At 60.6% G+C, this 14658-nt stretch carries 10 protein-coding genes; 5 read left to right on the top strand and 5 right to left on the bottom strand.

Features of this window, described 5'->3' with window-relative positions; all coding sequences use genetic code 11:
* Positions 1-75: 75 nt before the first annotated feature.
* Together OF122_RS04115 and fixJ are read left to right on the top strand one after the other, a co-directional pair.
* On the top strand, positions 76-1500 hold the full coding sequence (locus OF122_RS04115; RefSeq protein ID WP_264226558.1) for a PAS domain-containing sensor histidine kinase: 1425 nt from the start codon (positions 76-78) through the stop codon (positions 1498-1500).
* A complete protein-coding gene (fixJ, locus tag OF122_RS04110) occupies positions 1490-2101 on the top strand; it encodes a response regulator FixJ (RefSeq protein WP_264226557.1) in 612 nt (203 codons plus the stop codon). Before OF122_RS04115 ends, fixJ begins: the two co-directional genes overlap by 11 nt.
* Before the next feature lie 103 nt (positions 2102-2204).
* Here the strand turns inward: fixJ and OF122_RS04105 are convergent, their stop codons facing one another.
* From OF122_RS04105 to OF122_RS04085, 5 genes are all read right to left on the bottom strand, one after another.
* Positions 2205-2843 carry a helix-turn-helix domain-containing protein gene (locus tag OF122_RS04105; RefSeq protein WP_264226556.1) on the bottom strand — a complete coding sequence of 213 codons (639 nt, stop codon included), beginning with the start codon at positions 2841-2843 and terminating at the stop codon, positions 2205-2207.
* A gap of 105 nt (positions 2844-2948) precedes the next feature.
* On the bottom strand, positions 2949-3485 hold the full coding sequence (locus OF122_RS04100; RefSeq protein ID WP_264226555.1) for a hypothetical protein: 537 nt from the start codon (positions 3483-3485) through the stop codon (positions 2949-2951).
* A 34-nt stretch (positions 3486-3519) separates the two neighbouring features.
* Complete coding sequence (pelG, locus tag OF122_RS04095; protein WP_264226554.1) at positions 3520-4914, bottom strand: exopolysaccharide Pel transporter PelG; 1395 nt, start codon at positions 4912-4914, stop codon at positions 3520-3522.
* Positions 4915-4916: 2 nt separating this feature from the next.
* On the bottom strand, positions 4917-6446 hold the full coding sequence (gene pelF / locus OF122_RS04090; protein WP_264226553.1) for a GT4 family glycosyltransferase PelF: 1530 nt from the start codon (positions 6444-6446) through the stop codon (positions 4917-4919).
* A gap of 12 nt (positions 6447-6458) precedes the next feature.
* Positions 6459-7160 carry a hypothetical protein gene (locus OF122_RS04085; protein ID WP_264226552.1) on the bottom strand — a complete coding sequence of 234 codons (702 nt, stop codon included), beginning with the start codon at positions 7158-7160 and terminating at the stop codon, positions 6459-6461.
* A gap of 171 nt (positions 7161-7331) precedes the next feature.
* Between OF122_RS04085 and OF122_RS04080 the strand changes: the two genes are divergently transcribed.
* From OF122_RS04080 to OF122_RS04070, 3 genes are read left to right on the top strand one after another with little or no spacing between them, the layout of a single operon-like run.
* Positions 7332-8243: an MJ1477/TM1410 family putative glycoside hydrolase gene (locus tag OF122_RS04080; RefSeq protein ID WP_264226551.1), complete on the top strand. Its 912-nt coding sequence runs from the start codon at positions 7332-7334 to the stop codon at positions 8241-8243.
* Positions 8227-8904, top strand: a complete 678-nt coding sequence (locus OF122_RS04075; RefSeq protein WP_264226550.1) for a tetratricopeptide repeat protein — start codon at positions 8227-8229, stop codon at positions 8902-8904. Before OF122_RS04080 ends, OF122_RS04075 begins: the two co-directional genes overlap by 17 nt.
* Positions 8901-14603 (top strand): M10 family metallopeptidase C-terminal domain-containing protein, encoded by a 5703-nt coding sequence (locus OF122_RS04070; protein ID WP_264226549.1) that lies wholly within the window; start codon positions 8901-8903, stop codon positions 14601-14603. Before OF122_RS04075 ends, OF122_RS04070 begins: the two co-directional genes overlap by 4 nt.
* Positions 14604-14658: the final 55 nt, after the last annotated feature.

Here is a 14658-nt window from a genome sequence, read left to right as displayed (position 1 = left end):
TAAATTTTACTTTGTCTCTGGAAACCGGGTGTTACTCGCGTCATGGGGCTGCCGAGGGATATAATATTCGCATACTTGGTTGGACTAGCGGGACTGATCCTTGTTAGTACACTAAAGCTTGCCATCGCCCCGGTATTCACGTCCTCATTTAACGGTCTTTTTTTCGCGCTGGCCATTCTGCTTGCTGCCGGCATGGGTGGATTGGCGCCCGGCGTGTTCACCATGGTTCTGGCACTTCCGCTGGTGTATTTTTTTACCGAGGAAGCAAGTATCTCGCGGGGCCCGGACCTGATTTTGTTTGCCGGCGTGGGTTTTGGCATCGCTTGGCTCGGCGGCGTTCTGCGCGAGGAGCGCAACAAGGCGCTGCTGGCCAGCAAGCTCCTGCAAAGACGCGAAAGCTACCTGCAAGCCATCCTCGATACCATCTCGGACGCAACGATAGCCAGCAAGCCCAGCGGAGAAATCGTTTCTTTCAATGCCGCTGCCGAAAGGCTGTTTGGCTATCGCGAGGAGGTGGTCCTGACCCGCAACGTCAGGGTCTTGATGGCCGATCCCTATCCGCCCGAAGAAAACGCCCGCGCCGACCATCCCGCCACCGGACTTGCCCGCTTCATTGGCCGCAACCGCTTGGTGCGAGGAAAGCGCAGCGACGGCACGACCTTCCCCATGAGCATCGACGTGGTCAGGATCACCACGGGCGAAGGCCTGCTCTTTATCGGCTTTGTGCGCGACATGACAGAACGTGAGCGCGCCGCGACCCGGCTCGAACAGACCGAGGCCGAACTGGCCCGGCTGTCGCGCATGAGTGAGATGGGGGAAATGGCCTCGGCCCTGGCCCATGAAATCAACCAGCCGCTTTCAGCGGTCAGCAACTACGTCCAGGGCGCCAAGCGCATGCTCGAGTTGTTCGACCCGGCCATGCTTCCAGCCCTGCGCGATTCCCTTGCCGCTGCCGCAACCCAGGCCCTGCGTGCGGGCGACATCATCCACCATCTTTGCATTTTCATGGCACAGGGCGAGATCGACAAGGAAATCGTGGACGTCAACTCGCTGATCGAAGGCGCCATGGCGCTGGCGCTGGCCGGCACGCGGGAAGACGGCATTCTCGTCGAACTCGATCTCGCGCCCGGCGGCCTGGAAATCCTGGGCAATCCGACCCAGATCCAGCAGGTGATCGTCAATCTCCTGCGCAATGCGGCAGACGCGGTGCGCGCCAGCGAGCGCAAGGTCATCACCATACGAACGCGCCGGAACGGCAGCTTCGCCCGCATCGAACTCAGCGACACCGGGCACGGCATTTCTCCCAATTTCGGCGAGGAAATCTTCAAGGCGTTCGTAACAACCAAACGCAGCGGCATGGGGGTTGGTCTCTCAATTTCCAAGCGCATAATCGAAGCACATGGAGGTGCGATAAGCGCCCGTTCCGTAGCGGGCAGAGAAACGATTTTCACGTTCACCCTACCCTTGGTCGACAAAGAGATTCAGGCCCATGACAAATGATTTCCTGATCCACATCGTAGATGATGAAGAACCGGTTCGTCAGTCGTTGTCCTTTCTGCTTGCGGCTTCGGGCTGGCGATCGCGGAAATATGCGTCGGCAGTTGAATTTCTCGAGACGGTGGACGATCTTGAAGATGCCTGCCTGATCACCGACCTGCGCATGCCCGAAATAAGCGGCATCGACCTTTTGCAGCGCTTGCGCAGGGATGGAAACACGCTGCCGGTTATCGTGGTGACCGGTCACGGAGATGTACTGGCCGCCGTTGAGGCCATGAAGGCCGGCGCCAGCGACTTCATCGAAAAGCCGTTCAGCGAGGAGGCGATGCTGGCCACCCTCACCAGGGTCTGCAGCGCCGCGCAGGAAGAAAGCCAAATTCGCCGCGTGCGTCAGGCGGCGCGTGAAAAGCTGGAATCGCTGAGCACCCGCGAGCGTCAGGTTCTCGATGGCGTCGTAAACGGACTTCCCAACAAGACGATCGCCCGCAATCTGGGGCTAAGTCCCCGTACGGTCGAGGTCTATCGCGCGACAATCATGACCAAGATGCACGCGCACAGCCTTGCGGAACTGGTTCGTATGGCCGTTCAGGGCTCAGAACAATAGCAAGGACGGCATGGATTGAGCGTGCTGAGATAAGGTACATATCACTTTATCTGAACACGCGGCCCGGGCCGATCTGGCCCGGCATGCCCCCCAGACAGCCGGTCTATGCACCCAGATCGAGAAGCGCGTCCCGGTCCAGCAATATGACCTCACGCGCACCCACCAGCGTTATCAGCTTGAGGACCTGCAGGCGGTGAATTGCGCGCGATACCGTCTCCAGCGTGAGCCCGAGATGATCGGCAATATCACCCCGCGACATGGGCAGGCGCGCCTTGGTGCCGCCACCTTCACGCCGGTCCGCGATCCCCACCAGAAATGCGGCCACCCGTTCGATGGAATTCTGCGTTCCCAGAATGAGCAGGTGCTGGTGTATGCTTTCGAGATGGCGATACAGCATGTCGGCGATTTGCGGGTTGGCCAGGTCCTTGTCGTCGAGATGAAAATTCCGCGTACCTGAATATTCGAGCGCCTCGGCATAGCATTGGCGTTCCGCGCCCGTTTCAAAGCCGAAAACCTCGCCCGCGAAATAAAAGCCCGTGACCAGCCGGCGGCCCTCCAGCGTTATCCGCGAAACCCGCACGCAACCGAACTCTACGATGAAGATCTCGCCGGCCTCATCCCCTTGTGCGTAGATAAGGTCTTTTTCCCTGTGCCGGACGGTTCCACCGAGGTTGACCCCCTCCAGAAGCGCTTTTGCGGTAAAGCCAGAACCCGGATTGCGAAAGTCCTTCTGTATTAACATACGTTCGTCCCTTCCCAAATTTTCATGAGTATGGACGTTAAACATTTGTTAATAAATTCCGGTTCTCCCACTAGTGATTCTACGATATTGACGTAAGTGCCATCCTCAGCTTCGTGTTGAAGATGAGTTCTCGATCCCGGCAACCCGGCGTTCGAGCCGCTTGGCGCGCGCCGCCAGGGCCTCATACTGCGCTGAAATCAGATCGCGCTCCTTTTGCACTTCGAAAAGAGCCTGCTCGGCGCGCTGCAACAGCCGCCGGTGTCCATCCGAAATGATCCCCACGAGCACGGCGATGACCAGCCATGCCAATGGGGTGGTCCAGACTTCGGCGAGATATTCGAAATAGCCTTCGCCCACCACCCTTTGGGGAAGCGTTCCGCCCAGAAGGGCAATGGCGGTTGCCATGGCGGCCGCCATGATCCCGCCTGAAGCGCCGTATTGGGCGGCAATCAATGCTATGGCAAGGACCAGTGGGTGGAAGGGGAGGGTTTGAAGGTCGAAAAGTCCGAACCGCTCGATGGCAAACACGCCGCCAATCAGCACGGCGCCTTCAACGACACCGATCCAATGGCTTGAGGACCTGCTGGCCGCTTCTTCCAGCAAAACCCTGGGACTTCCACGTTTTGGAGCATGGACGTTCACTGTTGTTTCCTTGATTTCCAGAGGCGGCGCGGGTCTAGCCCGCAACCGCCGGGTTGTTGTCGACGAATGTGAGCCTGTTCATGATTTTGAGCGCATTGACCATGACCCCGTAGGCCACGATTGCCGCGCCACCTGTTGCAATCACATAGCCCATTCCAAGGGCGTCCGGATTGGCAAGCAGCGCATAGGTCAGCCCGCCGTTCAGCACCAGGAACGCGGTCTGAAGCAGGAAATAGGCGCGGCTGTACTGCATGAACAAAATGACCCCCACGCAGGCAAGAAAAAGGAAATGAAACGCGGCCCCGATCAGCGCCAGACGCAACACCTGCAGCGTTTCAAGGCCAAGGCCCAACAGGCCCACGATCCACGGCCCCGCCAGCGCCAGAACCAGGCTGATGGCGATCTGGATAACGAAGGCGGAAAAGATCGTATTGGTGGTTTGCCAGGTGATGGCCGTGCGCTGGGCCTCGATGTGACGAAGCGTGCCGCCCGAGTGCACGATGTCGCGGTATTTGCGGTAAGCGGTAAAAAAATCGGTCTCGAGCCAGATCGAAACGATGCTCATGAGCGGCACGATCGAGAGATAGGCGATGAACATGGGCACGTCATAGCGCGGCGCATGGATGAGCCCATGCGCGATGGCCGTACCCTCATAGGACTGCCAGACGACGAGCTTGTCGATCCACACCGCCAGCGCACCCAGAAGGCCCGCAATGACGAAGGTGACAGAGCGCATCGGACGCGCGATCAGTGCGAGGAGGCTTTTGGTCAGGGGCTGAACGCGTCCGGGAAAGGTCTGGACGATGAGCCCATGCAGAATGGCGAAGGCCAGAAACAGTCCCGCGCCAAATCCGGCAAGCAGACCGGCGACACCATAGCCCAGGCTGGCCAGCGACAGCCCCAGAACGACCGATACGCTGAGCCCCATGGTGAAACCGGTGGTTACGATTGTATATTGGCGGATCGCCGCGACCATCGACATGCCCAACCAGAGCAACGACACTTGCAGGACGCAAAAAGTGGCGGCGGTGGCTGTCGTCGTGTCCAGCCCGATGATGACGGAAAACAGCAGCCAGGCCAGAGCCACCGTAATGAGCGCCGCAACTCCCAGGGCACCATGATAGATGCCATGCACCCGCTCGAAGCGTCGCTCGAACAACTCGGCCGAAACGCGCAGGTTGAGCTCGAGTGCGATGGGGGTTGTCACCACCAGCGAGAGCGCAAAACTGTAGATGACCAGAACGCGGAAGGTCGTCGTCATCTCCCGCCCCACGAGCGGAACACCGAGCCAGGAAATCAGCGCCAAACCGATCATTATGACAATCCAGGGCCCGGCAGTGACCATGATCGCATGGCCGGTTGCCATGGAATGTCCGGCCAGGTTGTTCTGGCTGCGCAGCCGGGAAAGGGCAAATCCGATGCCGGCCATTTCTAGACCTCACTCTTGGCGAACTGGGAAAGGTGCTTGCTGTAGAGCTTGGTGTAGGCTGCGGCCACCGTGTCGGAGCGATACTGAATACGAACCTTGGCGCGCAGCGCCGCACCCATTTGCTGGCGCACGAAAGGGTTGTTGAGCATGTGCACCGCCGCCGAAACCAGCGACCCGACATCGCCCACGGGAGCGACCATTCCGCCGATGCCGGCGATAGCCGCCTCCCCCGGCCTGCCAGGGCACCCGAGGATTTCCTTGCACGCGCCCACATCGGTCGCGATACACGGAATACCCGAGGCTCCCGCTTCGAGAATGACCAGCGGCAAAGCCTCGGAAATCGAGGTGAGCATGAGAACATCGATCTCGGCCATATAGTCGCGCACATCGACCGGACCGGTGAAAATTACGGTATCGGCAAGCCCCCGTTCGTTGACCGCTTCGATGCAGCTCTGGGCATAGTCTGGATCCTCGTCCATTGGCCCGATGACAAGCGCACGCAGGCCCGCCACCTTCGATGCCGCTCTCTCTGCCACATCGATGAATGTCTGAACGTCCTTGATCGGCGTGACGCGCCCGATAAAGGCCAGCGTGGGGCGCTTTGAAACGCGCGCGGGGAGCGTATCGAACCGGTCCACATCCACCCCGTTGGGAACGACCGTCAGCTTCTTGCTGTCGGCCCCCAACGCCAGCTGGAACGCATTGTTATCGCCATAAAGGGCGATCACGTCGTCGGCGGCGCTATAGGCGATACGCGCGAAGCTTTCGAACGCATCGGCCCAGAAGTCTCGGATATCATGGCGCTCGTCGCTGAAATCGAGGCCCGTATCGATGCTGTTTTTGATCCAGTCGGCCATCAGGATCTCGACGCGCCGCTCGTTCGAATAGATCCCGTGCTCGGTGATCATCACCGGGCGGCCGGTATCATGGGCGGCCCGCGCGGCAACGAGCCCCGCATAGCCGGTGGAAACCGAATGGTAGAGCCGGGCGCCGGGCAGCGGGCCGACCAGCGTGCGCAACAGTCCGCCCGCCAACACCCGCCAGGCCCAGAAATACGCGATGAAGGCGGTCTGCGGCATGCGTGCATAGCCCGCGGACAGCGCCTGCCACGCCTGGGGAGAATCGAGCATTGTCGAGACCGAAGGGCGCCGGCCTGCCGGGCCGAATTTCCCGAGCAAGGCGTGAAATGCGTCCGGGTCCCCGTGAGCGAGAATTGAATCGAGCGTATCGGCGTACCATTGCGGCGTCATGGCCGGCCATGATCGCCTTTGCCCCTTCCCCCTGTCGTCGAGGTAAAGGTGGTGGATGGCTTTAAGGTTGGCGGGACGCTGATAGCGCGGCTCGGTTTGCGGCAGGCCCGGCAAGATGGCCAGCACCGAAAAGGTCAGGTCCGGATGGCTCCTGATCAACCAGTCGATCCAGGTGGAAACCCCACCCGAGACATAGGGATAACAACCCTCGGCGATAAGGCACACATCGGCTTCAGGCTCGCTGCCGCGCCGTGGAGGCACAAACCATATGGGCATTTCCATCGACATTTATCCCTATGCTGCGGGTGTTGGGGTTTGGTCGGCGGGAACTGCGGTGCCCCCTTTGAAGCGGTAACCCGTACTGGTGCGGATTTTGGAGCGGAACAACGCTGAAACCGCAGCAGCCTGAACGCGAACGCGCTGGTCGCGGCTGCGCAGCGCCTTCTCGATCAGACCGGCCCCTTCAACCGGACCATCGGCAACGATCGAGGCGAACAGCGCCTGTTTTTCGCGCATCGACCCCGACATGATCAGCCGGTCGACCGATTTCGGCAGCCGTGCTGCAGGCCGCACGACCTGGTCGTCACGGATGCGGTCCGCCAGGGTAACGGCAGCCTGCGGCGTCGGGGCGATGGTATCGTACCAGCGCTGGAGGCGCTCCGCCCGAACATGGGATGAAAGCTGCTCATCGATCATCGCCGAGGCCGCCCCCAACGGGCCGGCCACCAGCACCTGAAGCGCAAAGGATTGCAGGTCGCCCGAATAGATGCCGCTGCGCTCGGCCAGCAGGATGGTTCCGAGCAGCACGGCGCAATAGCCAAAATGCAGGCTCAGCGCCGTTCCCAGATCGATATGTCCCAAGGCAAGAAAGATCGTTCCAACCGCCTCGGTGGCAAACACCAGCGTTTTAAGCCCCGTGAATATGGCACCAACTGACGGCCGCTCATGATGTGCGGTCGATTGGCTGTCGGGAGAAGTCTTAATGAACGCTGCCATGATGGCCACCCTGTTGCTCGTGTCCGGGTCCCCGAACGTCTTTTGTCAACCGGCCAATAATGTCGTGCCCCGGCAGCAGCCGAGTTGATGAATGTCAACATTGCTCGTGCGCCGTCGCCATAGTGTCCCGATTGCCCGACCGATTGATCGGGCGAGTAGGAGACCTCAGACATGGGGATACGAATGGCCGGACTGGCTGCCGTTCTGACCGCATTTCCGCTTATGCTCTCACCCCAGGCCAGCGGCGCGGCGGCGTCAGCTCTTGCCGGAGTCCGATCATGGACTTACCAGCTCCAGCACATCAATCTGCACGTCCTCGCCGCCAGCAACTACGATCTGCTGGTCATCGATTACTCGCGCGACGGAACGGCGGCCGGCGCCTTTTCAGCATCCGAGATCGCCGCCCTCAAGACCAGACCCGACGGATCGCGCCGCTTTGTGCTCTCTTATCTCTCGATCGGAGAAGCCGAAGATTACCGGTACTACTGGCAGGACGATTGGGCCCGGAACCGCCCGTCATGGCTGCTTGGCGAAAACGCCGAATGGGACGGCAATTACGACATCCGCTATTGGGACCCCGCTTGGCAGGCGATCATCTTCGGTGAACCCGCCAGCTATCTCGACCAGATCATGGCCGCCGGCTTTGACGGCGTCTATCTCGATCGGGTCGATGCCTTCGAGCGCGGAGATTCCCAGCTCGACATAGCGCGCCGCAAGAGCGCCATGGTGACCTTCGTCAGCGACCTCGCCACCTACGCCCGCGCGCATAACCCCGATTTCCTTGTGGTACCCCAGAATGGCGAGGAGCTGCTCAGTGCCCCTGCCTATCGCCGGGTCATTGATGGCATGGGCAAGGAAGACCTGCTGTTCGGCGCCGAACAGGACCAGCAGCGCAATAGCCTCGGGACGCTGCGCGCCTCGCTCGAGATGATCGGCCGGCTGACCGCCGAGGGCAAACCGGTCTTTTTAAGCGAATATCTCACCTCGTCATCCGACATTGCCCAGGCGCGCGATAACGCGGCAACGCTTGGGGTCTTGCTGTTCATCGGCGACAGGGAGCTCGATGATGCTCACTCTCGCTGAGCGCTCCGCCCCGTACCGGCCGGCAGGACCTCTGGGGCGCGGCCCTCTCAACGCCCTGTCGCGCATGGATCCGCCCGAGCGCACGAAAATCTTTGTTGCGATCATTGTCGTTGTCACGATTGTCGCTGCCTTCGCCATGCTGCCCAACACCGAGGAAAAGGCACAGGTGCTGCTCTCGCAGGGACGGGTCGCCGAAGCCGTGGCCCTCTATGAAGCCAAACGCGAGACCACCCGCCTCAACCCGTTCGAAGCCTATTCGCTGGCCGGACTTTACCAGACCCAGGGTGAAACCGGCATGCTGACCCGTCTGCTCGAAGAGGAGGTCGCCATCCGTCCTCAAAGCGACTGGGCGCGGCCGATGCTGGTCGACATCTATCGGGCACATGGTTCCTACGGCAACGAAGCACGCATTCTCGCACAGCTCTTCGCCCAGAGCCCCACCGAAGGCACCTACCGGCGCCTGATCGGGCTGTACCGGCTCGATGGCGACAGGACCGGCGAGCGCGTCACAATCGAATTGGGCCGCGCAAACGGCCTGGCCAGCGAACACGATCTCGCCCGGCTCGAACGTCTCAAATCAACGCTTGCGATGGATGAGAGCGCCCAGTGGCGCTCATCCGATCTGGCCGGCCCCCGCTTTGCACAGGAGACATTGCGATGACCATCATCATTGACGGCACCCTCACCGACTGGTCTCCCGATGACCGGCTCGAGCGGCCCGAAACCCTGGTCGAGGGCTATGCGCTCTATGGCCGGTACGAAAATGGTGCCTTCCTGATTGCACTGGAAAGCGAGGTGCCCATCGGGCCCAACACCACATTCTGGCTCAATACGGACGCCGACAGCGAGACCGGACACAAGGTCTGGGATTGGGCCGTGGGTGCCGAATTCAACATCAACTTCGGCGATGACGGGATCGCCCGGCTCTATTCGGGCTCGGAAGGCTCGACCCTCGTCGCGGAGATAGAATATGTCCTGGGCCCCGGCGGCTTGACGCTGGAAATGCGGCTGCCGCAGGCGCTGGTCGGGGCCGATGTAACCTCGCTTACGGTCTATGCGGACGTCAACAATTCCGTATTTCTGCCCTCATCCTACGCCGAGGGCGGGTATCTCGTCACCCAACCGCCTCCCAGTTCCTTTGACGGGCTCCTGACCGAATGGACAGAGGACCAGCGGCTCGACACCCAATTGGCAGGTGTCGAGGGATACGCAATGTATGGCCGGGTCGATCCCGACAAGGTTGTGTTCGCGCTCTCGAGCGCCGTGCCAATCGGTCCCAACACCACCTTCTGGCTCAATACCGACGGCGATACCGCAACCGGACATCAGGTGTTCGGCTGGGCCGGCGGGGCGGAATTCAACGTCAATATCGGCGCCGATGGCATCGCCCGGCTCTATTCCGGAGCGGCGGGCGAAACATTCGTCTCCGATATCGATTTCGCCCTTGCTCCCGGCGGAATGAGCATCGAATTTTCCATATCCAGACAAGCACTGGGCTTTGTCCAATCGGTGCAGATCCTGGCCGACATCAACGATTCGGTATTTCTTCCGGCCAGTTTCGGCACCGGTGGCTACACCCTGGCCGAACCGCCAGCCTCCACTTTTGACGGATTGCTGACCGAATGGACGGCCGAACAGCGCCTTGAGGCGGAAGGCACCGGCGTTGATGGCTATGAACTTTATGGCCGGGTCGATGCCGACGATTTCGTTGTCGCACTCAAAAGCGCCGTGCCGATCGGTCCCAACACCACCTTCTGGATCAACACCGACAGCAATGCCGCCACCGGGCATCAGATCTGGGGCTGGGCCGGCGGGGCCGAGTTCAACGTCAATATCGGTGCCGATGGCATCGCGCGGCTGTATTCGGGCGCGGCCGGCGAAACATTCGTCGCCGATCTCGACCATGCCTTTGGCCCCGATGGCACCACTCTCGAATTCGCTGTTCCAAAGGCGCTGCTCGGCACCGGAATCGAACAGATCTCCGTGCTCGCCGACGTCAACGATACGGTGTTTCTTCCAAACAATTACGGTTATGGGGGCTACACCATAGCGTTACCGCCCGTCAGCGCCTTTGATGGCCTTCTGAGCGAATGGACCCAGGACCAGCGGCTCGAAACCCCCACGACACATGTCGAAGGCTACGAGCTCTACGGCACCGCTACAGACGATGCCTTTGTCATAGCGCTCAAAAGCGAGGTCGACATCGGGCCAAACACCACCTTCTGGATCAACACCGACGGCAACACGTCCACCGGACACCTGATCTGGGGCTGGGCGATGGGCGCCGAGTTCAACGTCAATATCGACAGCAGCGGCATCGCACGCCTCTATACCGGGGACGCCGGGCAGACATTGGTCGCCGAGATCGATTTCGCGCTCGGACCCGATGCCAGGACCATGGAGCTTGCCATTCCAAAACCGCTTCTGGGCGATGGCATCGAAAAGATCGGCGTGATGGCCGACATCAATAACGCGGTCTATCTTCCGGCTGACTACACCCAGCCCGCCTATACGATCAACGCGACCGTACCGCCATTGGCCGGTGCGGACTACAAGATCGCCATAGTCTATTCGGAAACCACCGCTGGCGCCTACTTCTCGGGAATGGCCTATTCCCAATTGGTCATGGCCGCCCAGAGCCAGGCAATGAGTGCCGGCATTCCTTTCGATCTGATCGGGGAAGCCGACCTCACCAACCTCGAACTGCTCGCCCAGTACGACGCGCTGGTATTCCCCTCGTTCCGCAACGCCCCGGAAAACTACGCCGATATCGCCGCGACGCTGAACCAGCTCGTCTATGACTACAACGTGCCGATCATCACGGCCGGCGATTTCATGACCAACACCGCCGATGGTGATCTGTTGTCGGCCAATCCCTACGAACGCATGCAGACGCTTCTGGGCCTGACCCGCACCGGTGGCGAAAGTGGCGTCGATGTCAATCTGGTCGCCTCGGGAGACCACGAGATCACCGCCGGCTATGGGGGTGGGGCGATCCACACCTACACCGGAGGCGCGACCTCGTATTTCTCGACCGTGGTGGCCGGCGCGGGCACCGTGATCGCCCAGCAGGTGGTCAACGGCGTCAGCCACGATGCTGTCATTTCGACCACCACCGGTGGACGCAACGTCCACTTCGCGACCGAAGGCATGCTGGCGGACAACAATTTGCTTGGCCAATCCATCGACTGGTCGACCCAACCGCTCGACGGACCGAAGATTTCACTGTCGATGAGCCGGGACAAGGCCATCGTCGCCTCCCGGACCGACATGGATCAGTCCCAGGAAACCTTCGATGTGGATGGCGGCATTTACGATGCCATGTTGCCCATCCTCGAGCAGTGGAGGGCCGACTATAATTTCGTCGGATCCTATTACGTCAACGTGGGGCTCTACAGCCCCGACCAGGATACCAACTGGTTCATCTCGTCCCCCTACTACCAGCAGCTTCTGGCGATGGGCAACGAAATCGGGTCTCATTCTTATTCCCATCCCTTCGATACCAATCTGCTGCTGCCCGACGAGGTTACCCAGGAAATTATCGACCAGCGCATCGCCGGTTACGCTGCCTTGCTCGACAATCCCTCGGCGTGCTTCTGCCCATATTGCATGCGCGAAGATGCCGATCAGGCGATCATCGATGCGCTTGCACAGATGAGCGTCTCCGAAATCAACGCCACGCTGCAGGCAGCGCTTGCCGCACCCGATCCCATGGCGCTCGATCCTGTGTCCAAGGCCATTCTCGAGGCCTCGTTCAAGTTCCAGTTCGAAACGTCCCGGCACGTCATCGAGGACAATCTGGGGATCACCGTGGGCGGCGCGGCCGTGCCGGGCATGCCCGAAACGCTCGAGACGGCACGCCAGATTATTCAGTATTATGATTATCTGACCGGCGGCGCTTCCATGGTCGGCGCGGGCTATCCGGGGGCCTTCGGCTATCTCTCTCCCACTGACGCCGGCAAGGTCTATATCGCTCCCAACATGAGCTTTGACTTTACACTCCTGGGGTGGCTGGGGCTGACGGTCGAAGAGGCGGCGGCAAGATGGATCGCCGAGTTCGAGGACCTCACGGTCAATTCCGATCTTCCGATCGTCGTCTGGCCCTGGCACGATTATGGTGTCACCGCATGGGATGTCGATGGTATCGGCTCGTCGCCCTACGATCTCTCCATGTTCACAGAATTCGTCAGTGCGGCGCACGCGGCGGGGTCGGAATTTGTAACGCTGGCCGATCTGGCGGCGCGCATTTCCACCTTCGAGCAAACCGAGCTGACCTACGCGGTCAACGGCGATACGATCACCGTTACGGCAACACCGCAAACCGGAACGCTGGGCACCTTTGCCCTCAACCTCGATTCCCTGGGTCCGCAAACCATCCAGGCCGTTACCAACTGGTACGCCTATGATGGCGATTCCGTCTTCCTAGATGCCAATGGCGGTACCTTCGAAATCAAGCTCGGTTCGGCCCAGGCCGATGTAACCCACATCTCCTCGATCGGCGCGCGCATGCAATTGCTAAGCCTCGAAGGTGACGGCACCAACCTTGCCTTCACAATGAACGGCGAAGGGCTGGTCGCCATCGATCTCGCCGGCTCCTCAACCAGCGCGTTCATGGTCTCGGGCGCTGAAGTCGTCAGCATCGTCGATGGGATCATGACCGTCAGGCTCGTCGGCCTGGGCGACCATGCCGTCAGTCTGGTGCGGGTCGATACGCAAAACCTCGCCCCCACCGACATCGAGCTTTCCAATCTGGCGGCGGTTCCCGAACTTTTGCTCGACCGCGTCAAGGTGGCCGACCTGCTGGTCATCGACCTCAATCCGGACCCCGACATGCGCAACAATGTCCTGACGGTTTCCGATGACAGGTTCGAGATCGACCCGGTCGACGGTGCGCTCTACCGCAAGGCCGGAATTGCCTTCGACTTTGAAACCGAACCCACGATCGACCTCACGATAACAGCAACAGATGGCGATCTGGTCTATGCCAAGACCGTCTCGATTGCCGTTGCCAACGTCAATGAGGCCCCCGAAGGCGGGGTGGCAATCGTCGGCGAAGCCACCGAGAACCAGACGCTGAGCGTCGATGTGACCAGCCTGGCCGACCCTGACGGGCTCGGAACCCTGACCTATCAATGGCAGCGCGACACCGGCACCGGCTTTGTGGGTATCGCCGGCGCAACTGAGGCCACCTACACCCTGACCGATGACGACGCGGGGGCGCTGGTGCGGGTGATCGTGAGCTACACCGATGCCGGAGGCACGTTCGAAAGCATCGTCTCGGCTGCCACCGCGCCGGTCGTCGACGTCATATCGCCGGCAACGCTGGCCCCGCTCACCGAGGACATGACCCGCACGATAACGTCCCGCGATCTTGTCGGCGCCGGCTACACCGGCATGGCCTTCGCGATTGTCGGCCTTGTCGCTTCCTCGGGCACGCTGACCGACCATGGTGACGGCTCGTGGCTGTTCATCCCCGATCTCAATGACGACACCGACGTAACCTTTACCTATTCCATCCAGACTCCCGAGCGCACCGATCTCGCCAGCACCACGCTCGATCTGATCGGCATGAGCGATGTCATGGGGACCAGCGGCGTGGACACCCTGGCAGCCAGCGCAACCGACGATCAATACCATGGCGGAGCCGACAACGACACGATCCGGGGCGGTGGGGGCAATGACATCCTGTTTGGGGATACCGGAAACGACACCGTTTATGGAAACGCGGGCGACGACACATTCGTCGCCACCCCCGATGACGGCGACGACAGCTATATAGGCGGGGCCGGTTCGGACACCATGGACTTTTCGCCCATCTCGGCCGACCTCACCGTCAGCGCCACCAGCGCCGCCAGCGCACAGACCGGTGTCGATAGCTTGAGATCGATCGAAAAAATCATTGGCGGCTCCGGAAACGATACCATTATCGGCTCAGGAGCAGCCAACGAGCTTTCGGGCGGCAGGGGCAGCGACGTATTGGATGGCAGAGGCGGCAAGGACATCCTCACCGGCGGAGAGGGTGACGACGTCTTTGTCTTCCGCAACATTGCCCACTCGTCATCCGGCGCGGCAAATCGCGATGTCATCACCGATTTCACCCAGGGCGAGGATAGAATTGACCTCTCGATCATCGACGCCAATACCACAATTTCGGGAAACCAGGCTTTCACATTCCTGGCTTCGGTTGGCGCGGCCTTTACCGGCCTCGCCGGAGAACTCAATTTCAGCTTTGAAGACCTTGACGGCGATGAAACCGACAGGACCATCATCACCGCCGATGTCAACGGCGACCAGGTCGCCGATTTCAGCATTGAACTCACCGGCCTGATCGATCTCACCGCTGTGGACTTCATCCTCTGATCCGAAACGGCGCCGCATTGGGCGCCGCTTCTTTCCCCATTTCGCACAAAAAAGG

Source organism: Pelagibacterium flavum, from assembly GCF_025854335.1.
GTDB classification, from domain to species: domain Bacteria; phylum Pseudomonadota; class Alphaproteobacteria; order Rhizobiales; family Devosiaceae; genus Pelagibacterium; species Pelagibacterium flavum.
This window is presented reverse-complemented; position numbering and strand designations above follow the sequence as displayed.

Coding starts and splice junctions, on each gene's coding strand:
- fixJ (WP_264226557.1), top strand. CDS start 1,490: ATGACAAATGATTTCCTGATCCACATCGTAGATGATGAAGAACCGGTT.
- OF122_RS04105 (WP_264226556.1), bottom strand. CDS start 2,843: ATGTTAATACAGAAGGACTTTCGCAATCCGGGTTCTGGCTTTACCGCA.
- pelG (WP_264226554.1), bottom strand. CDS start 4,914: ATGGCCGGCATCGGATTTGCCCTTTCCCGGCTGCGCAGCCAGAACAAC.
- pelF (WP_264226553.1), bottom strand. CDS start 6,446: ATGGAAATGCCCATATGGTTTGTGCCTCCACGGCGCGGCAGCGAGCCT.
- OF122_RS04085 (WP_264226552.1), bottom strand. CDS start 7,160: ATGGCAGCGTTCATTAAGACTTCTCCCGACAGCCAATCGACCGCACAT.
- OF122_RS04080 (WP_264226551.1), top strand. CDS start 7,332: ATGGGGATACGAATGGCCGGACTGGCTGCCGTTCTGACCGCATTTCCG.
- OF122_RS04075 (WP_264226550.1), top strand. CDS start 8,227: ATGCTCACTCTCGCTGAGCGCTCCGCCCCGTACCGGCCGGCAGGACCT.
- OF122_RS04070 (WP_264226549.1), top strand. CDS start 8,901: ATGACCATCATCATTGACGGCACCCTCACCGACTGGTCTCCCGATGAC.